Origin of the sequence: Pseudomonas sp. Rh2 (assembly GCF_040762985.1) — a bacterium.
GTDB lineage: Bacteria > Pseudomonadota > Gammaproteobacteria > Pseudomonadales > Pseudomonadaceae > Aquipseudomonas > Aquipseudomonas taiwanensis.
The window spans coordinates 113224-137377 of the sequence record NZ_CP142890.1; the positions used below are offsets into that span (position 1 = coordinate 113224).

At 60.5% G+C, this 24154-nt stretch carries 18 protein-coding genes and 2 pseudogenes; 14 read left to right on the forward strand and 6 right to left on the reverse strand.

The features are described from left to right. Positions 1–18: 18 nt before the first annotated feature. Entirely contained in the window at positions 19–2952 is a 2934-nt protein-coding gene (gene glnE / locus VXM67_RS00505; RefSeq protein WP_023382741.1) for a bifunctional [glutamate--ammonia ligase]-adenylyl-L-tyrosine phosphorylase/[glutamate--ammonia-ligase] adenylyltransferase, read from the reverse strand. A gap of 383 nt (positions 2953–3335) precedes the next feature. Between glnE and aceE the strand changes: the two genes are divergently transcribed. From aceE to VXM67_RS00530, 5 genes are all read left to right on the forward strand, one after another. Further along, complete coding sequence (gene aceE / locus VXM67_RS00510) at positions 3336–5981, forward strand: pyruvate dehydrogenase (acetyl-transferring), homodimeric type (RefSeq protein ID WP_023382742.1); 2646 nt, start codon at positions 3336–3338, stop codon at positions 5979–5981. A 13-nt stretch (positions 5982–5994) separates the two neighbouring features. Next, a complete protein-coding gene (gene aceF, locus VXM67_RS00515; protein WP_104883173.1) occupies positions 5995–7626 on the forward strand; it encodes a dihydrolipoyllysine-residue acetyltransferase in 1632 nt (543 codons plus the stop codon). A gap of 414 nt (positions 7627–8040) precedes the next feature. Further along, positions 8041–10731: a GGDEF and EAL domain-containing protein gene (locus VXM67_RS00520; RefSeq protein ID WP_023382744.1), complete on the forward strand. Its 2691-nt coding sequence runs from the start codon at positions 8041–8043 to the stop codon at positions 10729–10731. A 137-nt stretch (positions 10732–10868) separates the two neighbouring features. Further along, a complete protein-coding gene (gene msrA / locus VXM67_RS00525; protein ID WP_023382745.1) occupies positions 10869–11537 on the forward strand; it encodes a peptide-methionine (S)-S-oxide reductase MsrA in 669 nt (222 codons plus the stop codon). Between the two features lie 3 nt (positions 11538–11540). After that, positions 11541–12164: a glutathione S-transferase gene (locus tag VXM67_RS00530; RefSeq protein ID WP_023382746.1), complete on the forward strand. Its 624-nt coding sequence runs from the start codon at positions 11541–11543 to the stop codon at positions 12162–12164. A 93-nt stretch (positions 12165–12257) separates the two neighbouring features. On the opposite strand, the gene VXM67_RS00535 is transcribed toward VXM67_RS00530, so the two are convergent. Next, a complete protein-coding gene (locus VXM67_RS00535) occupies positions 12258–12758 on the reverse strand; it encodes an ATP-dependent zinc protease (RefSeq protein ID WP_023382747.1) in 501 nt (166 codons plus the stop codon). Between the two features lie 181 nt (positions 12759–12939). Here VXM67_RS00535 and VXM67_RS00540 point away from each other — a divergent pair, with 181 nt between their 5' ends. The 4 genes and pseudogenes from VXM67_RS00540 to VXM67_RS00555 all read left to right on the forward strand — a co-directional run. Further along, entirely contained in the window at positions 12940–13827 is an 888-nt protein-coding gene (locus tag VXM67_RS00540) for an acyltransferase (RefSeq protein WP_023382748.1), read from the forward strand. Between the two features lie 180 nt (positions 13828–14007). Beyond that, complete coding sequence (locus VXM67_RS00545; RefSeq protein WP_367237437.1) at positions 14008–15357, forward strand: APC family permease; 1350 nt, start codon at positions 14008–14010, stop codon at positions 15355–15357. A gap of 248 nt (positions 15358–15605) precedes the next feature. Next, the gene (locus VXM67_RS00550) at positions 15606–15788 is read left to right on the forward strand and encodes a hypothetical protein (protein WP_367237438.1); all 183 of its coding nucleotides are present in this window, start codon (positions 15606–15608) and stop codon (positions 15786–15788) included. 346 nt (positions 15789–16134) lie between these two features. Beyond that, positions 16135–16398 (forward strand): annotated as a pseudogene (locus VXM67_RS00555) (RHS repeat-associated core domain-containing protein); the annotation flags it as partial. 531 nt (positions 16399–16929) lie between these two features. On the opposite strand, the gene VXM67_RS00560 reads toward VXM67_RS00555, so the two are convergent. Continuing rightward, positions 16930–17511 carry a DUF2780 domain-containing protein gene (locus VXM67_RS00560; protein ID WP_367237439.1) on the reverse strand — a complete coding sequence of 194 codons (582 nt, stop codon included), beginning with the start codon at positions 17509–17511 and terminating at the stop codon, positions 16930–16932. Positions 17512–17912: 401 nt separating this feature from the next. Between VXM67_RS00560 and VXM67_RS00565 the strand changes: the two genes are divergently transcribed. The 5 genes and pseudogenes from VXM67_RS00565 to VXM67_RS00585 all read left to right on the forward strand — a co-directional run bounded on the left by VXM67_RS00565 (position 17913) and on the right by VXM67_RS00585 (position 21016). Further along, positions 17913–18812: an RHS repeat-associated core domain-containing protein gene (locus VXM67_RS00565; RefSeq protein ID WP_238346487.1), complete on the forward strand. Its 900-nt coding sequence runs from the start codon at positions 17913–17915 to the stop codon at positions 18810–18812. A gap of 471 nt (positions 18813–19283) precedes the next feature. Beyond that, positions 19284–19522: pseudogene (locus VXM67_RS00570) on the forward strand (hypothetical protein). Between the two features lie 470 nt (positions 19523–19992). Beyond that, positions 19993–20235 (forward strand): hypothetical protein, encoded by a 243-nt coding sequence (locus VXM67_RS00575; RefSeq protein ID WP_023382754.1) that lies wholly within the window; start codon positions 19993–19995, stop codon positions 20233–20235. Between the two features lie 139 nt (positions 20236–20374). Next, a complete protein-coding gene (locus tag VXM67_RS00580; RefSeq protein WP_023382755.1) occupies positions 20375–20638 on the forward strand; it encodes a DUF3077 domain-containing protein in 264 nt (87 codons plus the stop codon). Between the two features lie 141 nt (positions 20639–20779). Next, positions 20780–21016 carry a hypothetical protein gene (locus tag VXM67_RS00585; protein WP_027907592.1) on the forward strand — a complete coding sequence of 79 codons (237 nt, stop codon included), beginning with the start codon at positions 20780–20782 and terminating at the stop codon, positions 21014–21016. A 74-nt stretch (positions 21017–21090) separates the two neighbouring features. On the opposite strand, the gene fdhA is transcribed toward VXM67_RS00585, so the two are convergent. The 3 genes from fdhA to VXM67_RS00600 all read right to left on the reverse strand — a co-directional run bounded on the left by fdhA (position 21091) and on the right by VXM67_RS00600 (position 24097). Then, complete coding sequence (gene fdhA, locus VXM67_RS00590) at positions 21091–22290, reverse strand: formaldehyde dehydrogenase, glutathione-independent (protein ID WP_023382759.1); 1200 nt, start codon at positions 22288–22290, stop codon at positions 21091–21093. Positions 22291–22594: 304 nt separating this feature from the next. Next, complete coding sequence (purU, locus tag VXM67_RS00595) at positions 22595–23452, reverse strand: formyltetrahydrofolate deformylase (RefSeq protein ID WP_023382760.1); 858 nt, start codon at positions 23450–23452, stop codon at positions 22595–22597. A 12-nt stretch (positions 23453–23464) separates the two neighbouring features. After that, positions 23465–24097, reverse strand: a complete 633-nt coding sequence (locus tag VXM67_RS00600; protein WP_023382761.1) for a sarcosine oxidase subunit gamma — start codon at positions 24095–24097, stop codon at positions 23465–23467. Positions 24098–24154: the final 57 nt, after the last annotated feature.

Genomic DNA, 24154 nt, shown 5'->3' on the forward strand with positions numbered 1-24154 from the left:
CCTGTGGCAGCGGGGCCTTCAGCTCAAACCCAGCTCAGCCCAGATCCGCCGCACCTCGCGTCGTTCATCGGCAAACTGCGCCGCGTCGATCACTCCAGCCTGCTTCTGCAAGGCCTGGCGGTGCGAAGCCGAACGAAACGCCTTGTACACTTCACGCAACAGCACCGCGTCACTGGCCGGCATCAACCCTGCCTGTTCCAGCTCTTCCAGAATGCGGATGTTATCGGTCCATCGCAGTATGGCCGGATGGTCGTGAGACCAAGCCAAAGCGGCGTATTGCACCATAAATTCGATATCGACGATACCGCCTGCATCCTGCTTGATATCGAATGGAACCCCCGCATCGAAAGCGTTGGCCGCCGTGCCCGCGACGGTCGCCTTGGTGCCGAGGTTGTCGCGCATCTTGGCGCGCATCTCGCTGACCTCGGTGCGCAGCTTGTCCAGGTCGCGAGCCTGGCCTAGCACCCTGGCGCGCACGCCTTCGAATGCCGCCGCCACCTGCTTGCATCCCACCAGTACGCGGGCGCGCACCAGGGCCTGGTGCTCCCAGGTCCAAGCCTCGTTCTGCTGGTAGCGCTCGAACGCCCCCAGCGAGCTGACCAGCAGCCCGGAGGCACCGGACGGGCGCAGGCGCATGTCGACGTCATAGAGCTGGCCAGAGTTGGTCTGGGTGGTCAACAGGTGAATGATCCGCTGGCCCAGGCGGGTGAAGAACTGGGCGCTGTCGATGGGCTTGGCGCCGTCGGTCTCGGCCTGAGGGTCGCCATCATGGATGAACACCAGGTCCAGGTCCGAGCCGTGCCCCAGCTCCAGGCCTCCGACCTTGCCGTAGCCAATGATAACGAAGCCCGGATCGCACAAGCTGCCATCGCTGCGCTTGGGCTGGCCGTGGCGCGACACGGTCTGGCGCCAGGCCAGGGCCAGTACCTGGTCGAGAATCGCCTCGGCCAGCCAGGTCAGGTAATCGCTGACTTTCATCAAAGGCAGGTTGCCACTGATTTCAGAGGCGGCCACCCGCAGGCTGTGGGCCAGTTTGAAGTGGCGCAACGCTTCCATCTGCTGCTCAAGGTCATCCTCGGGAATGCGCGTCAACCGCTCGCGCAACTCACTGGCAAGTTCAGGCGCCAGCGGTGGGCTGAACAAGCGCCCTTCGTTGAGCAGCTCGTCGAGCAACAACGGGTAACGGGCGATCTGCTCGGCGATCCAAGGGCTGGCCGCGCACAATGTCAGCAGCCGGCGCAGGGCACCTGGGTTCTCGGTCAACAATACCAGGTAGGCCGAACGCCGGGCCACGGCCTCTACCAAGGGCAAGACGCGTTCGAGCACCAGGTCGGGGTTGTCATGTTCCACCGTCTGCGCCATCAGGCGCGGCACAAAAGCATCGAGGCGCTCACGACCGATACGCTGCATCGACCGCAGCTGGGGGCTTGCGCGCAGGCCAGACAGACGACGCAGCGCCTCGGCAGGTTGCTTGAAGCCTGCTTCTTCCAACTGCCGGCTTGCAGCGTCTTCGTCCAGCGCCTGCTCCCACAGTGGCAACCACTCGCCCCCGACCACCAGCTCGCCCTCGCCTTCTTCATCGTCCGGGTCGGCGATGACCTGGCGGAAGTGCCAGTCGACCCGGCCGCGCCAGTACATCAGCTGGTCGTGGAAGCTCTGCCAGTCGGCAAAGCCAAGGATGTACGCCACCCGCTCACGGTCAGTCTCGCTGTCTGGCAGCATCTGGGTCTGGCGGTCGGCGATGGCCTGCAGGGCATGTTCGGCGTAACGCAGGAATTCGTAGCCTTCGCGTAGCTCTGCAACCACGGCCGGTGGCAGGTAGCCCTGGCCTTCGAGGGTCGCCAGCACCTTTAGCAGCGGCCGCTGTTGCAGGCTCAGGTCACGTCCACCGTGAATCAGCTGGAAGGCCTGGGCGATGAACTCCACCTCGCGGATGCCCCCGGCACCGAGCTTGATGTTGTCGGCCATGCCCTTACGTCGCACTTCCTGCTGGATCAGCTGCTTCATGGTGCGCAGCGCTTCGATCGCCGAAAAATCCAGGTAACGCCGGTAAACGAAGGGACGCAGCATTTCCTGCAACTGGGCACCGGCGTGCTGGTCGCCCGCTACCACGCGGGCCTTGATCATGGCGTAACGCTCCCAATCGCGACCCTGGTCCTGGTAATACTGCTCCAGGGCGTTGAAGCTGAGCACCAGTGCACCTGCCGAACCATAAGGACGCAGGCGCATGTCGACACGGAAGACGAAACCGTCGACGGTCACCGGGTCCAGGGCCTTGATCAGGCGCTGGCCCAGCCGGGTGAAGAACTCCTGGTTGTCCAGCGAGCGCTTGACCCCTTCGGTCTCGCCGCCTTCGGGGAATGCGAAGATCAGGTCGATGTCCGACGACAGGTTCAGCTCCACCGCACCGAGCTTGCCCATGCCCAGCACCACCATATGTTGCGGCTGGCCACTGCGATTGCCGATGGGCGTACCGAACTGCTGGCAATGGCGCGGGTACAGCCATTGATAGGCCTGGTCGATGGCGGCGTCGGCAAGGTCGGACAAGTCTCGGCAGGTTTCGCCCAGTTCGGCTTGGCGGGTGATGTCGCGCCAGATGATGCGCAGTTGCTGGCGGTTGCGTTCACGGCGCAGATTGCGCGCCAGCTCGTCCTCGGTCTGCGCCGCCTGGGCAGCGGCGGCGATATGCGCGCACAGATCGCCCGGGCCATAGCGACGGTCCAGCTCACCGCTGGCGACCAGTTCGAACAGCATGGCCGGTTCGCGCTGGGCCAGGCCCAGGACGAAGTCACTGGCCGCGGCTACCTGATCGAACTGTTGCCGATGGGCCAGGCTCCAAGCGTGCAAGTCCAGCTCAGGGTGACCGGCGATGGCATCGAGCAGGAACTGCTGGTTGCGAGCGACCAGCGGTTGCAGGGTAGCGGGCAGATCGAGCGGCAAAGGCAGGCGCATGGACTATCCTTGATCGGCGAGAAAGTGAGGGGTAGAGGCGGCCAAGGGGAAGCCCGACCACGGTTGGACTGTCATACAAAAGTTGGAAATAGCTGAAAAAAACGAATCACTGGCAAAAAACATCAAGAACCACCTGTTTTCGGCACAACGCCAACCAACATGAACGTTTTTCCTCACAACGCAGGGTGCGACCAAACGTCGCATTTCTGTAGTATTACTACTACCCCGACCGTGTAAAAGCATGAAATGCGAAAGCTTTTGTAGTAAAACTACACGGCGCCGGATGAGACCCCGGTAATCCAAGAATTCACGACGTCTGCCCATAAGGCCAGTCGCAAACTCAGGCCACCGATTCTGGTGGCCTTTCCGCCCTGGAGCAAGCCATGCAAGACCTCGATCCAATCGAAACCCAGGAATGGCTGGATGCCCTGGAGTCGGTCCTCGACAAAGAAGGCGAAGACCGCGCTCATTACCTGATGACCCGTATGGGCGAGCTGGCCACCCGTAGTGGCTCCCAGCTGCCGTATGCGATCACCACGCCATACCGCAACACCATCCCTGTCACCCACGAAGCACGCATGCCTGGCGACCTGTTCATGGAACGCCGCATTCGCTCGATGGTACGTTGGAACGCCCTGGCCATGGTCATGCGTACCAACCTGAAAGACTCGGACCTGGGCGGACACATCTCCAGCTTCGCCTCCAGCGCCACCCTGTACGACATCGGCTTCAACTACTTCTTCCAAGCCCCGACCGAAGAGCACGGCGGCGACCTGATCTTCTTCCAGGGCCACGCCTCGCCAGGCGTCTATGCCCGCGCCTTCATGGAAGGCCGCATCAGCGAAGAACAGATGAACAACTTCCGTCAGGAAGTGGACGGCAACGGCCTGTCTTCGTACCCGCACCCTTGGCTGATGCCTGACTTCTGGCAGTTCCCGACCGTTTCCATGGGTCTGGGCCCGATCCAGGCGATCTACCAGGCGCGCTTCATGAAGTACCTGGAAGCCCGTGGCTTCATCCCGGCCGGCAAGCAGAAGGTCTGGTGCTTCATGGGCGACGGCGAGTGCGACGAGCCGGAATCCCTGGGTGCAATCGCCCTGGCTGGCCGCGAGAAGCTGGACAACCTGATCTTCGTCATCAACTGCAACCTGCAGCGCCTGGACGGCCCGGTTCGCGGCAACGGCAAGATCATCCAGGAACTCGAAGGCGTGTTCCGTGGCGGCGGCTGGAACGTCAACAAGGTCGTCTGGGGCCGTTTCTGGGACCCACTGTTCGCCAAGGACACCAACGGTGCCCTGCAGCGTCGCATGGACGAAGTCATCGACGGCGAGTACCAGAACTACAAGGCCAAGGACGGTGCGTACGTCCGTCAGCACTTCTTCAACACCCCAGAGCTCAAGGCCATGGTCGAAGACCTGTCCGACGAGGAAATCTGGAAGCTCAACCGTGGCGGCCACGACCCGTACAAGGTCTATGCGGCCTACCACCAGGCGGTCAACCACAAGGACCAGCCTACCGTCATCCTGGCCAAGACCATCAAGGGTTACGGTACCGGTGCTGGCGAAGCCAAGAACACCGCGCACAACACCAAGAAGGTCGACGTCGACAGCCTGCGTCACTTCCGTGATCGCTTCGACATCCCGGTCAAGGATGCCGACCTCGAGAACCTGCCGTTCTTCAAGCCCGAAGAAGGCTCCGCCGAAGCCAAGTACCTGGCCGAGCGCCGTGCTGCCCTGGGTGGCTTCGTGCCACAGCGCCGCAGCAAGAGCTTCAGCGTGCCGACCCCGCCACTGGAAACCCTGAAGGCGATCCTGGACGGCTCGGGCGACCGCGAAATTTCCACCACCATGGCCTTCGTGCGTATTCTGGCGCAGCTGGTCAAGGACAAGGAAATCGGCCAGCGTATCGTGCCGATCATCCCGGACGAAGCCCGTACCTTCGGTATGGAAGGCATGTTCCGTCAGTTGGGCATCTACTCGTCGGTCGGCCAGCTCTACGAGCCCGTCGATAAAGACCAGGTGATGTTCTACCGCGAAGACAAGAAGGGCCAGATCCTCGAGGAAGGCATCAACGAAGCCGGCGCCATGTCGTCGTTCATCGCTGCCGGTACCTCGTACAGCTGCCACAACCAGCCGATGCTGCCGTTCTACATCTTCTACTCGATGTTCGGCTTCCAGCGTATCGGCGACCTGGCCTGGGCCGCTGGCGACAGCCGCACCCGTGGTTTCCTGATCGGCGGTACCGCCGGCCGTACCACCCTCAACGGTGAAGGCCTGCAGCACGAAGACGGTCACAGCCACATGATGGCGGGCACCATCCCGAACTGCCGCACCTACGATCCGACCTACGGCTACGAGCTGGCGGTGATCATCCAGGACGGCATGAAGAAGATGACCGAAGAGCAACAGGACATCTTCTACTACATCACCGTGATGAACGAATCCTACCAGCAGCCAGCCATGCCGGCCGGTGTCGAGGAAGGCATCATCAAGGGTATGTACCTGCTCGAAGAAGACACCCGCGAAGCCGCGCACCACGTACAGCTGATGGGCTCCGGCACCATCCTGCGCGAAGTCCGCGAAGCCGCGAAGATCCTGCGTGACGAGTTCAACGTCGGTGCCGACGTATGGAGCGTCACCAGCTTCAACGAACTGCGTCGCGACGGCCTGGCCGTGGAACGCGCCAACCGCCTCAAGCCTGGCCAGAAGCCTCAGAAGACCTACGTCGAAGAGTGCCTGTCCGGTCGCAAGGGCCCGGTCATCGCGTCCACCGACTACATGAAGCTGTTCGCCGAGCAGATTCGCCAGTGGGTACCGAGCAAAGAGTTCAAAGTCCTGGGTACCGATGGCTACGGTCGCAGCGACAGCCGCAAGAAGCTGCGTCACTTCTTCGAAGTCGACCGTCACTTCGTCGTGCTGGCTGCCCTGGAAGCCTTGGCTGACCGTGGCGAGATCGAACCCAAGGTGGTGGCAGACGCTATCGTCAAGTTCGGTATCGACCCGGACAAGCGCAACCCACTGGACTGCTGAGGAGTATTTTTAAGTGAGCGAACTCATTCGCGTACCTGACATCGGCAGCGGTGAAGGTGAAATCATCGAGCTGTTCGTCAAGGTCGGTGACCGCATCGAGGCCGACCAGAGCCTGCTGACCCTGGAGTCCGACAAGGCCTCCATGGAGATTCCAGCGCCCAAGGCCGGTGTCATCAAGGAACTGAAGGTCAAGCTGGGCGATCGCCTGAAAGAAGGCGACGAGCTGCTGGTCCTGGAAGCCGAGGGCGCCGCTGCGGCGCCCGAGGCTCCGGCCGCGGCCGCTCCGGCTCCAGCGGCTGCCGCTCCGGCGCCGGCTGCCGACGCCGCCCCTGCTCCGGCTGCAGCCCCCGCTGCCGCCAGCGTTCAGGACATCCACGTGCCGGACATCGGTTCGTCGGGCAAGGCCAAGATCATCGAAGTGCTGGTCAAGGTCGGCGACACCGTCGAGGCTGACCAGTCGCTGATCACCCTCGAGTCCGACAAGGCCTCGATGGAGATTCCATCGCCTGCCGCTGGCGTGGTCGAAGAAGTGCTGTGCAAGCTGGAAGATGAAGTCGGCACTGGCGACTTGATCTTCAAGCTGAAAGTCGCTGGCGCCACGCCTGCTGCTGCTCCGGCTCCGGCTCCGGCTCCGGCCGCTGCCGCTCCAGCTGCTGCTCCAGCCCCGGCCGCCGCTCCGGCAGCCGCCCCGGCGCCGGTCGCCACCGCACCGGCTGCCGGCAGCAATGCCAAGGTTCACGCAGGCCCGGCCGTTCGCCAGTTGGCGCGTGAGTTCGGTGTCGACCTGGGCGCGGTCGCCGCGACCGGTCCGCACGGCCGCATCCTCAAAGAAGACGTACAGGTCTACGTCAAGGCCATGATGCAGAAGGCCAAGGAAGCCCCGGCAGCCGCCGGTGCGACTGGCGGCGCTGGCATCCCGCCGATTCCTGCCGTGGACTTCAGCAAGTTCGGTGAAGTGGAAGAAGTCGCCCTGACCCGCCTGATGCAGGTCGGTGCCGCCAACCTGCACCGCAGCTGGCTGAATGTGCCGCACGTCACCCAGTTCGACTCCGCCGACATCACCGAGCTGGAAGCCTTCCGCGTTGCACAGAAGGCCGTGGCCGAGAAGGCTGGTGTCAAGCTCACCGTGCTGCCACTGCTGCTCAAGGCCTGTGCCTTCCTGCTCAAGGAACTGCCAGACTTCAACAGCTCGCTGGCCCCCAGCGGCAAGGCCATCATCCGCAAGAAGTACGTGCACATCGGCTTCGCCGTGGACACGCCGGACGGCCTGCTGGTGCCTGTGATCAAGAACGTCGACCAGAAGAGCCTGCTGCAACTGGCTGCCGAAGCCGCTTCGCTGGCCGAAAAAGCCCGCACCAAGAAGCTGTCGGCAGACGAGATGCAGGGCGCCTGCTTCACCATCTCCAGCCTCGGCCACATTGGCGGCACCGGCTTCACGCCGATCGTCAACGCGCCTGAGGTGGCGATCCTGGGTGTCTCCAAGGCAACCATGCAGCCGGTCTGGGATGGCAAGGCCTTCCAGCCGAAGCTGATGCTGCCGCTGTCGCTGTCCTACGATCACCGTGTGATCAACGGCGCTGCCGCCGCGCGCTTCACCAAGCGTCTGGGCGACGTGCTGGGCGATATCCGCACCATGCTGCTGTAACACGCAGCCAGCCTGCCTCCCGTCGCGGAGGCAGGTACCCTTTTCGAGCTGCCACGCTCGTACCTCAACCCCGTCGATTGGCGGGGCTTTTTTTTGTTCGCCGATAGGATTTTGCGATCGAGCGCCGCTTACGCGACGCATCGCGAGCAAGGCTCGCTCCTACGGTTGTTACACGCCAATCAAGGTAGCGAGCCTTGCTCGCGATGCGTCGCGCAGGCGGCGCTCGATTTCACAAACACCAAAAACCTCTCGTCGAACAGCCCCCAAACTCATCAGCCAAACTAAGGATTTCCCCCCCGCAGCCGAAAACATATACATGACAGCCCCCTAGCCGCTTGCCAGCCTCGGGGACATGATGCAACCTTGCCAGATGCGCCGCTCAAGGCAGCGTCATCCTCTTCAAGCGAGTCTTCGATGAAAAGCCAACCCGATGCCACCAGTCGTGTGGTGGCCGAGGTCGTCACGCAGCTTCCCGTGCCTTCGCGGCTCGGCATGCTGCGTTTCGAAAGGCTGAACGAAGCCACCTGGTCGCTGCTTTACCTGGACCCCGCCTGCGAGCGTCAATTCGGCTTGCCCGCATCCGAACTGTGCGCGCTCATCGGCTCGCCCTATGCAAGCCTGATGGCACCCGAGATCCGCTACAAGCTGCATGACGAGATCCAGGCACAGCTGGCCCACCGTGGCTACTACCGAGTGCGCTACACCCTGCATGCGCAACAGGCGCCACTGCGCCTGCTGGAGGTCGGCGAGGCCTACAAACAGCACAACCGCCAGTTGCTGCGCGGCTACCTGACCGTGCTCGACGACCAGGCAGACGACCTCTCGGAGTTGGACGCAAACGATCTCGAATCGCGCAACAACCGCCTGCAACTGGCCCTGCAGTTGAACCAGCGTGCACAACAGGAACAGCTCGAACACCTGGAACGGGTACGTGGCCAGCAAGACCTGATCCTGCGCCTGGCACGCCAACGCTACAGTGCAGAGAACTCGTTGCTCGAGGCCGCCGAGCTGATTACCCGCAGCGCCTGTGAAATCTACAAGGTCGACAACGCCAGCATCTGGCATCTGGAAGAGCAGCGTCTGGTACCGATAAGCGCCTGGTACCGACACGAGCAGCAACACCAACTGCCCGAGCCGATCGATGCCAGCCGCTTCCCGGACTACCTCGAAGCCCTGCATGCCAGCCGCGCCATCGATGCTCATAACGCCAGCCACGACCCACGCACCCGTGAGCTCGCCAACAGTCTTTTACCGGCCAACAACGCCATGCTCGACGCCAGTATTCGCGTCGACGGCCAGGTGGTCGGCGTGCTATGCCTGGAACAGACCGGGCAGCCAAGGGCCTGGCAGTCCGACGAGATTGCCTTTGCCGGCGAGCTGGCCGATCAGTTCGCCCAGGTCATCACCAACCACAACCGGCGTACCGCGGCCAGCGCCCTGCACCTGTTCCAGCGGGCGGTCGAGCAAAGCGCCAACGCCTTCCTGCTGGTCAACCGCGACGGGGTGGTGGAATACGTCAACCCCAGCTTCACCGCCATCACCCAATACAGCACCGAAGAGGTCCAGGGCCACCATCTGGCCGAGTTGCCGGCGCTGGAGAATCTCAGCGAACTGCTGTTCGACTCGCCGTCGAGCCTGGAAATGGGCAACAGCTGGCAAGGCGAATTCAAGAGCCGGCGCAAGAACCTCGAACCCTACTGGGGGCAGCTGTCGATCTCCAAGGTATATGGCGATAACCGAGAGCTGACCCACTACATCGGTATCTACGAGGACGTCACCCAGTCCAAACTGGCCCAGCAGCGCATCGAGCGCCTGGCCTATACCGACAACCTGACCAACCTGGGCAACCGCCCAGCGTTCATCCGCAACCTCGATACCCACTTCACCCGCGACGGTGACAGCCCGATCTGCCTGCTGCTGGTGGACATCGACAACTTCAAGCGGATCAACGACAGCCTCGGCCACCAGACCGGCGACAAGCTGCTGGTGAGCCTGGCCCGACGCCTGCGCAACAGCCTCAGCCCCAATGACATCCTTGCCCGCTTCGCCAGCAACGAGTTCGCTGTGCTGCTCAACGGCACCAGCCTGGAGGATGGCCAGGGCGTCGCCCTCCAACTGCTGCGCACCCTCGACAAACCGATGTTCGTCGACAACCAGCTGATCAACGTCACCGCGTCGGTGGGCTTGGCCTGCGCGCCCATGCACGGCAGCGACCCGACCACCCTGATGAAGAATGCAGGCCTTGCCCTGCACAAGGCCAAGGCCAACGGCAAGCATCAGGTGCAAGTGTTCACCGAGGTGCTAAACGCCGAGGCCAGCTACAAGCTGTTCGTCGAGAACAACCTGCGCCGCGCCCTGACCCAGAACGAGCTGGAGGTGTTCTACCAGCCCAAGCTGTGCCTGCGCAGCGGCCGTTTACTCGGCCTGGAAGCACTGCTGCGCTGGAACCACCCCGAGCGCGGCATGATTCGCCCGGACCAGTTCATCAGCGTGGCCGAGGAAACCGGCCTGATCATCCCCATCGGCAAATGGGTGGTGCGCCAGTCGTGCCGCATGAGCCAGCAACTGCGCGAGGCCGGCATGGGCAACCTGCACGTGGCCATCAACCTGTCGCCAAAGCAGTTCTCCGACCCCGACCTGGTCGCCTCGATCAGCTCGATCCTCAAGGAAGAAGAACTGCCACCGCACCTGCTGGAGCTGGAACTTACCGAAGGCCTGCTGCTGGAGGCCACCGAAGACACCCACCGCCAGCTCGATGAGCTCAAGGCCCTGGGCCTGACTCTGGCCATGGACGACTTCGGCACCGGTTACTCATCGCTGAGCTACCTGAAGAAGTTTCCGATCGACATCATCAAGATCGACCGCAGCTTCATCAATGAAATCCCGGACAACCAGGACGACATGGAGATCACCTCGGCGGTGGTGGCCATGGCCCACAACCTCAAGCTCAAGGTAGTGGCCGAAGGGATCGAAACTCCAGAACAGCTGGCGTTCCTGCGCAGGCACCGTTGCGATGTCGGCCAGGGCTACCTGTTCGACCGGCCCATTCCGGGCCGGGAGCTGGCGGAAAAACTCAAGCGCTACCCGCGCGGTCCAATGGACTGACAGCAGCCTCAACCTCGGGCACTATAGAACCCATTCGGCCTCATCGCCGGCAATCCCCAGTACCTGCGGAACGACCCTGTAGGCGCCGGCTTGCCGGTGATCGAGCCCCCATCTACCTGACACACAGAGGAACGGCCATGGTCCTGCGTTCGGAAATCCTGGTGAACAAAAACGTCATGCCTACTGCGGAACAGGCCCTGCCTGGCCGCGAAACCCCAATGGCCCTGCCCGAATTCCACTATGTCTTCAAAGACACCCCACTGCTGGGCCCCTTCTTCGAGGGCAGCATCGACTTCGCCATCTTCGGCCTGGGCTGCTTCTGGGGTGCCGAGCGCCGCTTCTGGCAGCGTGAAGGCGTGGTCAGCACCGTGGTCGGCTATGCCGGTGGCTTCACGCCAAACCCCACCTACGAAGAAGTCTGCTCGGGCCTGACCGGCCATACCGAAGTGGTGCTGGTGGTGTTCGACAAGGATAAGGTGAGCTACCGCGAACTGCTGGCGATGTTCTGGGAACTGCACAACCCGACCCAAGGCATGCGCCAGGGCAACGACATCGGCACCCAGTACCGCTCGGCGATCTACTGCACCAGCCCAGAACAGCTGGAGCAGGCCAAGGCCAGCCGTGATGCGTTCCAGGCAGAACTGACCAAGGCAGGCTTTGGTGAAATCACCACCGAAATCGACCAGGCCCCGACCGTGTACTTCGCCGAAGCGTACCACCAGCAGTACCTGGCCAAGAACCCCGATGGCTATTGCGGCATCGGCGGTACTGGCGTGTGCCTGCCACCCAGCCTGCAGGGCAACTGAGCCATGAGCACGATGACCCTTTTCCACGGGCCACTTTCGCCTTTCGTGCGCAAAGTCATGGTGGTGCTGCACGAAACCGCCCAGCTCGACCGCGTGGCCCTGCAGCCCGTGAACATCAGCCCAGTGAGCGGCGACGAGCAACTCAACCAGGGCAACCCCATCGGCAAGATCCCAGCACTGCGCCTGGAAGATGGCACCGTGCTGCACGACAGCCGCGTCATTTGCGAGTACCTGGACTGCCAGCACGTCGGCACTCCGCTGATTCCCCGGGAAGGCTCGGCGCGCTGGCGGCGCATGACCCTGGCCTCCCAGGCCGATGCGATCATGGATGCGGCGGTATCGACCCGCTACGAGACCTTCCTGCGACCGCAAGACAAGCGTTGGGATGGCTGGGTGGCCGCGCAAAGCGAGAAGATTCGGCGCAGCCTGGCCAACCTGGAACGCGAGCACCTGGCCGAGTTGGCATCGGGGTTCGACATCGCGGCGATTGGTGTGGCCTGTGCGCTGGGTTACCTGGACTTGCGTCAGCCTGAGTTCGGCTGGCGGGCGCAACAGCCCGGACTCGCGGCGTGGTATGCCGAGGTGATCAAGCGGCCGTCGATGGTAGCGACGGCGCCGGCTGCCTGATCAGGCGCATCGCCGGCAAGCAGGCTCCCACAGGGGTGTGAAATCTGTAGGAGCCGGCATGCCGGCGATGCCGCCATCATAGCCAAAACCGAATCAGCAGTCCGGCTTGCCCGCCGTGAACCGCTTGGCCGGGTTGACCGCGGCCTTGAACTCGCGCAGCGCCTTGGCGCCCACCAGCAATGGGTAGTTGAAGCTGCTGCGGTCGACCAGATTGACCTCCACCGTGCGCTTCACATCACCCAGACACAGTTCCAGGTCGACCACCGGCCGTTTCGAGAGCTCCGGTGCATCGCCCTCCTCCTCTTCGTCAGCACGGTTCTTGATCTTGCTGATGCGCGCCAGCTTGTGCTCATAGACCTTGCCGTCGGCGTCCTTGGTCGCCAGGCGGAAGCGGACCCACTCCTCGCCATCGCGGGTGAACAGCTCGATATCCTTGGCCGACAGCGACGCGGTGTAGGCACCGGTATCCATCTTGGCTTTCAGGGTTTCGCCAATCTCAGGCAGGGCGATGTATTCGTAGCGACCGTATAGGGTGGGCTCGGCAGCCATCACCGGCAACGCCAACAGCGACAACAGGGCAAGCAGAGGTTTCACAGGCAAACTTCCTTGAGAAGAGTCAGTGCTTAGACTGCGCAAGCAGGATAGGTTCGTTGTCACACCTTAAACAACACAATGTGAAACATTTGTACCAACCGTCGAGCATTCGACGTTTGGCGTATGGCACAGCCCTGCTTATCATTGCCACCCGCAAAATTCACACAACAAGAGTCTGCTTATGCGTCGCCTGTTTACCGGCATTCTTACGACCACCCTGCTGCTGCTCAACACCCTGGTGCTGATCGGCCCGCTGCTGGTCTTCGCCCTGCTAAAACTGGTGTTGCCAGGCCGTGGGCGAGACTACGCCTCGTGGGCGGTGATGTGGATTGCCGAAACCTGGTCGGAGATCGACAAGATGATCTTCGCCCTGTGCATCCCGACCCAATGGGACATTCGCGGCATCGAGAAGCTGCGTCAGGACACCTCGTACCTGGCCGTCAGCAACCACCAGACCTGGGTCGATATTCCGGCGCTGATCGAAAGCCTCAACCGTCGTACGCCGTTCTTCAAGTTCTTCCTCAAGAAGGAGCTGATCTGGGTGCCCCTGCTGGGCCTGGCCTGGTGGGGGCTGGATTACCCCTTCATGAAGCGCTACAGCAAGGCCTTCCTGGAAAAACACCCCGAGCTCAAGGGCAAGGACCTGGAGATCACCAAGGCGGCCTGCGAGCTGTTCAAGCGCCAGCCGGTGACCGTGGTCAACTACCTGGAAGGCACCCGTTTCAGCGAGGCCAAGCGCCAGGCGCAGCAGTCGCCCTACCGCCACCTGCTCAAGCCCAAGGCCGGCGGCGTGGCGTTCGTGCTGGCGGCGCTGGGCGAGCAGCTCGATGCACTGCTGGACGTGACCATCGTCTACCCCGGCAACCAGGCGCCTGGGTTCTGGGCGTTGCTCAATGGCAGCATTAGTCGGGTGATTATCGACATTCGGGTGCGCGAGCTGGACCCGGTATTGTGGTCGGGGGACTACGAGAACGACCCCGCGTTTCGCCAGACCATACAGGCCTGGGTAAACCAGTTGTGGGTGGAGAAGGACCAGCGGATTGAACAATTGCGCGCCGAGATGAACTGAATTAATTGCCTGTAAGGGCCTCTGCACGGGTTTACCCGCGAAGAGGCCGGCACAGGGTTAGGCGTAACCCCGATTAAAAACGAGGCTAATAATTAGAATAAGTAATACTTTTTTGTCATTACCTACCTAAGTGGATAAAAATCGACCAAAGCACAACTACAAAAAGCCTGGATCGAGTCGATGGCCAATCAACCTAGCTCCGCCCCCGCCCAACTGCGCCGTGTCCTAGGGCTGCCCGCCCTGGTGTTCTTCGGCCTTGTGTACATGGTCCCGCTGACCATCTTCACCACCTACGGCATCGTCACTGAACTCACCGGTGGCCGCACTGCCGGCGCCTACCTCGTCACCCTCGTAGCCATGCTGTTTACCGCTGCGTCCTACAGTTTCATGGTCAAGCGCTTCCCAGTCGCGGGCTCGGCGTACTCGTACACCAACATGGCCTTCGGCCCCAATGCGGGCTTCCTCGCAGGCTGGTCGCTGCTGCTCGACTACCTGTTCCTGCCGATGATCAACTACCTGCTGATTGGCCTGTTCCTCAACATTGCTTTCCCGGCCGTTCCCGCCTGGGCCTTCGTGCTTGGCTCGATCGCACTGGTGACAGTGCTCAATGTGGTCGGCATCAACTCGGTGGCCAAGACCAGCAACCTGATCGTCGGTGCGCAGATCGTCTTCATTGGCGTGTTCATCGGTCTATCCTGCAAGACCTTGGCGGGCCAGCCGCTCGACCTGCTGTCGCCGCTGCTGGGTGACGGCACCAAGCCAGGCTTCGGCCCCCTAATGGCCGGCGCGGCGGTACTGTGCCTGTCGTTCCTCGGCTTCGATGCCGTCTCGACCCTGGCCGAGGAGTGCCGCGACGCCCGCCGCGATGTACCCCGGGCGATCATCCTCACCACCCTGTTTGCCGGGTTGCTGTTCACTGTGTTGGCCTATGCCAGCCAGCTGGTGTTACCAGGCAGCAGCTTCGCTAACGCCGATGCGGCGGCCAATGAAGTGATGTTCAAGGCCGGGGGCCAGTTCCTGACCAACTTCTTCACTGCCGCCTATGTCGCCGGCAGCCTGGGCTCGGCGCTGGCCTCGCAGGCGGCGGTGTCGCGCATCCTGTTCACCATGGGACGGGACAACGTGCTGCCGCAGCGCACGTTCGGCTACCTGTCGCCACGCTTCGGCACGCCAGTGTTCGCCATTGCCCTGGCGTCTGCGTTCTCGCTGCTGGCGTTGGTGATCGACCTGTCGACCCTCGCTTCGCTGATCAGCTTCGGGGCGCTGGTAGCGTTTTCGGCGGTAAACCTGGCGGTGGTGAAGACGCACCTGATGAACGATGGGGCTCAGCGTCACCTCGTAGGGCTGCTGCGCTATGGCGTGGTGCCGTTGGTGGGGTTGGGGCTGACCTTGTGGCTGTGGACCAGCCTGTCGGCACTGACGCTGGTGATCGGGTTGTGCTGGTTTGCACTGGGGTTAGCCTACCTGGCGGTGCTTACAGCCGGCTTCCGTCGTCCAGTCAGTTTGGTGGATTTCTCCGAAGCGGGCTGAGCTTGGCCTGCGGATACTGATAATTCTGCTAGTTGTGCGAGGCCTCGCAAAGGCAAAGACTTACGTAGCACCGTCTATTGCGAGGTATCTGCCATTGAAGATAGCCGCTTTGGCCTACACCCCATACGGATACATCGACAGTCAAGCTTGGTTTGGCACCCTGCTTGGCTTCAATGGCGAAAAGAGCGATCCGCTGACCGACAGCTACCCATTGGGACAATGGTTACCGTAGCTACAGTCCAACCCTAATGCGCTTCCATAAGCCCGATAATCTCAGCCCCTTTGGGCAGGGCGGATATAACGCTTATGCAGACTGTAACTGTAATCCGATCAATTTCCGGGATGACACAGGTCATGCGCGAACATTTGCTCAGCTACGGAAGTTTTGGGCTGAAAATAGCCAGCCGCCCCACCCTCAACTACCCAGTTGAAACGCGCGCCAAAAAAGAAAGTAACATTTGATAGGAAAATAACTAGCGTCATCTACACGGACGAACACGACATACAAAGAAGCCGGCCTATTAAAGAAAAGCAGTCCTTACAAGACTACATTCAAAAATTTACTCAACGCGTAAGGCGGAAAACAAAAGAATTCAATTTTCTCATGGAGCCCTCGACGTCCGTCTTCGCGAAAAGTTTGGGCATCAGTGCGAAAAGATACCAGACTGAACTGGAGGAACTTGCAACGTGGCTTGACGAGGCGCATGACCGATTGAAATATCTCAACGTCACACTCAGAAGCTATCGAGTTTAAGGGGAACGCATGTGAAATATCGGATAAATAGTGCATCGCTTCGCGCTTACACACCTTATGGACATGTTCAATATCGCTTTTCACATCAGGAACTACTCGGCTTCAACGGGGAACTGCTAGAAAGGCACTCTGAAACATACCTGCTTGGAAATGGCTATCGTCCTTACAACCCGGCAATCATGCGTTTTAGCGCACCTGATAACTTGAGCCCGTTTGGCAAAGGCGGCCTGAATGCGTATGGCTATTGCACAGGTGATCCAGTGAATCAACGAGACCCCAGCGGGCATGCGGGCATGCAACAAAAAGTCAGACCTGATTTGTGGCGCTCCCGGGGGCCGATTGTTGAACCCGAGCAAATGTTTCAACAGCAGGGTCGGCGGTTAATGCCTAGGCAACAACACGCCGCCCGACAGCCTGGTAGACACCCGTTTGCTCCAGAAGGTGGCCGTGGATTGTATTCGCGACGGGATGTAGCCAACGCCCGAGCTGGCCAGGCTCACAACGCGCCTGCCCGGTCAGGCGATAGGATCGCAGTGCCCAGTGCTGCGCAACCTAGCACGCCACCGACACGGAGCATGGAAGATGCCTCAAGGATTTACGATGACTTGGTGGTGGCTCATGGGCACATACAGCGATTCGAGCGAGACGTTGCCCTTCTGACACCCGGCACCGAACTCTATATCGACCATCAAAACACCATCGATAGCATCCGAAGACATGCTGCCAGCCTGCGGTCGCAGCTTGGCGTTGATAACCTACGCTGGCTTCACTTGTGAAAGGCCACGGCCATTTCAATCGGCTCAACTGAACAGTGCCAATCAAACCGACGGTGTTGTCGCCGGTACCGGCGTGGTCCACAGGCTACCCAGGTTCTGCAGCAGCGACCCAGCGATGCCCTGCTGTCCGAGGTACTGCAGGATCAGTGGAGCAAACTGCCCGATCATCCCAGTGTCCATGCCCAGCGCCTTGAACGCAGTGTCTAGGTCGCTGCGGTTTTCCACGTTGTTACCCAACGCGTTACTCAGCGCCGACTGGCTTTCGCTGTTCTTGCCCAACAAATCGCCCAACCCACTCAACCCGCCCAGCGCATTGGCGCCCGACAGCAGGTCCAGCCCTGGCACAGCCTTGGTCAGCTGGCCATAGTCGTCGCTGCTCAGGTTGTTACGCGCCAGCCCCAACATCGCCCCTGCCCCGCCGATGGCCTGTTCCGGGGTGATGTTCAGTTCGCTGCCCAAGGTATTGAGCAAACTGGCCTGCGCTTCGGGCGCCTGTATCTGGCCTTGCTGGCTCTGATTCTGGTTCTGCATGGCCGACACGGCATTGGCGGCGTCGCTGAGGTTGAAGGCGAACACCGGGCTTGCGGCCAGGGTCATCAGGGTTGCCAGGGTGAATGCTTTCATCGGGAGGGACCTCATGGGCCGGAATGGCCGGGGAAACGAGGCGTTGGACTGGGCGTTTGGAGGTTTGTTCCGGGCCGCGTATCGGAGGAAGCGTCAGCATACCGATACGACACCCTAACAATCTGGCGCTCCTTTACCGCTACGCATGTTCAATGACCTGATATTTCTGCCAGTTGTTGCCAACGGCTCGCAGGCGCAGGCTTTGCAGTCAGGTGAAAGTACATTGGGCGATCAAGCATCACGCCTAGAGGTTTCCGATACCTCCAGACGAGTTGGCCAAAGGTATCGGCAAGCCGACTCTGGCTTTTCCAGGAGCACTGCCATGGGGTGAAAGGGACCACAGGGCAGCCGTCGGAAAGATAGCAGCAAAGCACCACATATCAGTGAACGAGGACTTAACATTGAAACGACACACTACTGAGAAAAGTTTGCTCTTCTACAATGACGGCCAGTTAACCAATATACAGCGGGGCAATTTGACCAGCTCAGTTATTAGACATAGGAGCTTGCCACTGGCTGAGAGATATAGCGAGTCAGGCACCTTCGGAGGAAAACGTATAGCGACTGATGATTCGGGCTCTGTTTTTCTTATCAAAACCTCAAACATGCCTAACGTGTTAAGCTATGCTGCATACGGGTACTGTCCGACTGCGCAGGCACAGCTTTCACTGCTGGCATATAACGGCGAATACGTGAATGCTACAGGCACCTATCTGCTAGGCAATGGCTACCGGTGCTACAACCCCAGCCTAATGCGTTTCCACTCAGCTGACGACCAGAGTCCTTTTGACGCTGGGGGAGTGAACGCCTATGCATATTGCGAGGGTGATCCGATAAACAAAATTGATCCGTCAGGTCATAGCAGCATTTGGAATTTTTTCACAAATAAGAGCAAACGTCCCACATCGGCTGAGCGACTGGAAGCGGCACACCTCCCCCTCAAGGATCTCGCTCAAGCAAAACAACAATCATTAAGCAAGACAGAGTACAATAAATTAAAGAAAAACATGCAAATAACAACCTCTTTCCTCACCAGAAAAGTCAAACAGTACAAGGCCATAAACGCACCGAACTACGGAAGCAAGACAGCGCCTGGAAACACGCGTACAGAAGGAATTAAATTGAGCGAATACGAGACGCATCTCGGTTACGCCATAGAAAACCAAAAAGCGTTAGAGACGTTCACAAAAATAACACTCGGCGGTAAAGAACGATACATGACCCAGGCGAACCAGGAAAGCTACCTGAAGCTTCTAACGACAGACACCAAGGATACCGCCAGCGATATTAGAAAAACTTGAGGTCTTACCTGGCCTCATCTACCGCGGCACCTAAAATTCCTATCTGGGGTTTCAGGTGTCGCCGAAGTTTATATTTTGAGCAGTGCTATCGCTAACTTGTTAAATGCCTAAACTCTATGCAAAAGACGGCATTATCAACTGACAAAGATCACGTTCTTCTTGGCCTCCCAGTAGATTCTTCGGACTTCCCCTAATCCCTGTAAGACGTTTCCGAAACATACTCGCAATCCCCCAAAGCCATTGCGGTGATCTGGGTCGCGCTCTAGTGTCGGGCGGTCGTTACTGATCAACGACCGGCTTTGACAGGCCGATTTCGACGGACGCATTGTGGATTGCCTTATATGGTGGCTGTGCGTGGGGCACCTCGTGTGCGCCGGGTTTACTCTGTCGACCGGTCTGTCAACCCGCGTACAGCCGCCACCCATATGTTTGACAGCAGGGGCGTCGGCGCAACCGACAGAGGTTTACACCATGCTAACGATGATCCCCGATCCACCCCACAATTCCCCTTCCTCGAAGACACCCTTATCCAGGCCACGGACTATGCCTGCGCTCAAACCGTCGTGCACCAGGCCATTCTGCTGCAGCCCAAGTCGCCGACCTCGATCCTTATCATGGCCACGATGCATGAGCTTGAAGCGCTGCGCATACTGCTGAAGACGGCGTTGATACACGTGCAGATGCCAGCGGAACCGCGAACGCTGCATTAAGGCGTGAGACTTGTGTTGGCTGGGCTGGCCCTATCGCGGCTAAAGCCGCTCCTACAAGTATTGCGCTGGGCCTGTAGGAGCGGCTTTAGCCGCGATAGGGCCGGGCCTGGCAGTCGAGAAACTGCAGGGAGGTTGAATGATGACCAGCGACGACACCAAGACCACCGTCGGCAAGACCTCTTAGGAGTTTACCTATTCCGTGTAGGACGTTTGCGAAACATACTCGCAATCCCCCAAAGCCATTGCAGTGACCTGGGTCGCGCTCTAGTCTCGGGCGGTCGTTACTAATCAACGACCGGCTTTGACAGGCCGATTTCGTCAACCACATGGCTTTGCCTCTATGGCAGCTGTGCATGGGGCACTCACGTGCGCCGGGTTTTGGTTGACCTACCGGTCTGTCAACCCATGTACAGCTGCCGCCTTCTTGTTTGACAGCAGGCTGGTGGTGGCACCATTAGAGGTCATCCATCATGCTCAAGATCGTCCCCGATCCACCCCACAATTCCCCTTCCCTCGAAGACACCCTCATCCAGGCCACGGACTATGCCCTGTGCGCCCAAACCGTCGCGCACCAGGTCATTCTGCTGCAGCCCAAGTCGCCGACCTCGATCCTGATCATGGCCACGATGCATGAGCTTGAAGCGCTGCGCGTACTGCTGGAGACGGCGTTGATCCAGGTGCAGATGCCAGCGGAACCGCGAACGCTGCATTAAGGCGTGAGACTTGTGTTGGCTGGGCTGGCCCTATCGCGGCTAAAGCCGCTCCTACAAGAATTGCGCTGGGCCTGTAGGAGCGGCTTTAGCCGCGATAGGGCCGGGCCTGGCAGTCGAGAAACTGCAGGGAGGTTGAATGATGACCAGCGACGACACCAAGACCACCGTCGGCAAGACCTTTTTCTACCAGGCCGAAGGCCACAACCACCCGTTGTTCTGCATTGCACCGGGCATTCCCTGCCAGAGTGCCCGCGAACAGGCTTCGGAGCTGATGGGCTATGTCCGGGATTTGACCATTGACGGGCTGATGGACAACAAGCCGCAGTTGCTCTGGGCTTCACATTATCTGAGCGCATTGGCCAAGGCGCTGCTGGATGATGCCGAACTGGGGATGATGCGCTGAGCCATGGGTCGCCAGGGCTGGCCTCTTCGCGGGGCAAGCCCGCTCCCAAACTGTTAATTCTGCCAGTATCAAAATTCCTGCGGCTGTTCAAAATGGGCTTCGAGCAGCCTCCATTCAACCGATACGGCAGGGACTTGAATCATGAGCACATCATCGAAACGCAAGCTTTTCTTCTACAACACCGACAAGCCAACTACCGTAAAAGAAGGCGACTGCTACCACATCATCATTCGACATGCCGATATGCCCTTGGCCGAGCAGCGAGTAGACGTGGTATCGAGCACAGGGTTGCTGGCAACCGATGACAAAGGCTCTGTATTCGTGGTGCAAGGCAAAGAAAGCGAAAGCTCCACCACCCGCAATGACCAGGCGAACTGACCCGCTCCACCGCCCTCGGACAACCCAGAAAAAACAAAGCCCCTCACGGGAGGGGCTTTGTCTTGTCAGTCACTTCACGCCGCGCCCCACATCTTGTGTGGGTCGATCACGAATTTCTTCGGCGCACCGGCATCGAACTCGCCGTAGCCTTCCGGCGCCTGATCCAGGTTGATCACCTGCACGCCCACCACTTCGGCAATATTGATGCGGTCCCACATGATCGCCTGCATCAGCTGGCGGTTGTACTTCATGGTCGGGGTCTGGCCGGTGTGGAAGCTGTGCGACTTGGCCCAGCCCAGGCCGAAGCGGATGCTCAGCGCACCGATCTTGGCAGCGGCATCTACCGCGCCCGGGTCTTCGGTCACGTACAGGCCCGGGATACCGATGTTGCCGGCGACGCGGGTAACCTGCATCAGCGAGTTCAGCACCGTGGCCGGGGCTTCGTGCTTGGCACCTTCGTGGCCATGGCCACGTGCCTCGAAGCCTACGGCGTCGACGGCGCAGTCCACTTCCGGCTCGCCGAGGATGTCGACGATCTGCTCGTGCAGCGGGGTGTCCTTGGACAGATCGACCACTTCAAAGCCCTGGGACTTGGCGTGGGCCAGGCGGGCTGGGTTGAGGTCGCCGACAATGACGCAAGCAGCGCCCAGCAGGCGTGCCGAGGCTGCAGCAGCCAGGCCGACCGGGCCGGCACCGGCAACGTAGACGGTACTGCCTGGGCCTACGCCGGCAGTCACGGCACCGTGGTAGCCGGTTGGCAGGATGTCGGACAGGCAGGTCAGGTCACGGATCTTCTCCATCGCCTTGTCGCGCTGTGGCAGTTTCAACAGGTTGAAGTCGGCGTAGGGCACCAGCACGTACTCAGCCTGGCCGCCGGTCCAGTCGCCCATGTCGACGTAGCCGTAGGCACCGCCGGCGCGGGCCGGGTTGACGGTAAGGCAGACACCGGTGTGCATCTCTTTGCAGGAGCGGCAGCGGCCGCAGGCAACGTTGAACGGTACCGAGACCAGGTCGCCGATCTGCATGCGCTCGACGTCGCGGCCCTTCTCGACGATTTCACCGGTGATTTCGTGGCCCAGAACCAGGCCGACCTGGGCAGTCGTGCGGCCACGGACCATGTGCTGGTCGGAGCCGCAGATGTTGGTGGAAACCACCTTGAGGATCACGCCGTGCTCGATCTTCTTGCCGCGTGGGTCTTGCATTTTCGGGTAGTCGATCTTCTGTACTTCGACCTTGCCAGCGCCGAGATACACCACTCCACGATTGCCAGACATGCTCTTACCTCGCTTGATTTGTATTTATGCAGCGTTGGTTGAAGCGCCACCATCCATGGGCGGCTTGTGTTACTGGAATGCAGAGAATTGTGGGCCTGATACCGCAGGGTGCACTGACTGGGAGCGACAAGCAGATGCCTTTTAGCGGCAGCAGTGTCGCGGGGAAACCGGCGGGATGAAACCGAGGGGGTGAACTGTTCGGGCCTCTTCGCGGCCAAGGCCGCTCCTACAGGTACCACGTTGCCCCTGAAGGCATGATATCCGTGCGGGAGCGGCGTCAGTCGGGAAGAAGCTGGAACAGCCGTTAGAGAACGACAGTCCGATTGGCGTTCAGGAACACCCGCCGCTCGATGTGATAGCCCACCGCTCGCGCCAGGGTCAGGCACTCGATATCACGCCCTTTGGCGATCAGGTCTTCCGGGTAATGGCTGTGGTCCACCACCTCGACGCCCTGGGCGATGATCGGCCCCTCGTCGAGGTCGTTGTTGATGTAGTGCGCGGTGGCACCCACCATCTTCACGCCCTTGTTGTAGGCCTGGTGGTACGGCTTTGCGCCTTTGAAACCAGGCAACAACGAGTGGTGGATATTGATCGCCCAGCCATCCAGGCGCCGGCACAGCTCAGGCGACAGTACCTGCATGTAACGCGCAAGAATGACCAGCTCGGCGCCAGTTTCCTCGATCACGTTCAACACCTTGCGCTCTTGCGCAGGCTTGTCCTTGGGGTCGAGGGCGAAATGGTAGTAGGGGATCTTGTGCCACTGCGCGAGCGGTTCGAGGTCGGGGTGGTTGGACACCACCGCGACCACGTCCATGCCCAACTGGCCGATGCGCTGGCGATACAGCAGGTCGTTCAGGCAGTGGTCGGCCTTGGACACCATGATCACCACCTTGGGGCGGTGATTCGGCGCGGTCAGCTCGAACGTCATGCCGAACGCATCGCTACGCTCGGCAAGGCCGGCACGGAAACCGGCTTCGTCGAAATCGTCCGGCTGGCGGAACTCGACGCGAATGAAAAAGCGCCCCGACAGCCGATCATCGAAGGAGTGGTGCTCCGTGACATAGCAACGCTGCTCGAAGAGGTAACGCGTCACCACATCGACGGTGCCGAGCATGCTCGGGCAGTCGGCGGTGAGAATCCAAGTATCCGGTGCCCGACTCATGTTCCGTTCTCCTTAGGCTTCGATGCTCAGGCCATACTCGGCCGAAGCGTCCTGCAGCCACAGCCACCAGTAGTCGGAGAAGCTGCGGCGAACCACCAGTTCCCAGGTGTCCTCGGCAGTACGGCGGATCACCAGTTGCGACTTGGCGAACACGGTACCGACCGCCTTGCCCACCGGGAAGTTGTTCGGGTGAACATCGTAGCTGGTTGACTTCATCAGCACGTCGCGCACGTTCGGGCCGCGTAGCTCCAGCACGCTCTGTCCGCCGCTGACGTTGACCACTTGAATGTGCTGGCCTTCGAGGGCCGCACGCAGTTTCTGCTCGGTTGCGAACTCCTGGCCGCCTGGGACGATCAGTAGCCACTCATCTGGGCCCATCCATTGCAGCGACATTTCGCCATTGGCGACCACGGTCAGCGCCACCGGCAGCTCCAGGCCCAGGGCCTTGTGCACGCCTGCGGCGAACTCTGGGTCATGGCCATCGCCACGGATGGTCAGGTGACCGAGGAATTTCTTCTCACGCAGGGTCACGCCTGCGTTCTTGCGGCCTTTGCCCACCAGGCTGGCCAGGTCGGCGTGGTGCAGTGGCGACTGGGCCTTGGCCTCGGCGCCGGGGTTTTGCTGGAAGACGTTGATAGCGCTCATTTCTTACCTGCCTTGAATTCTTGTTCGTCGATGCGAAGCAGCTTCTGTGGTGTGGCC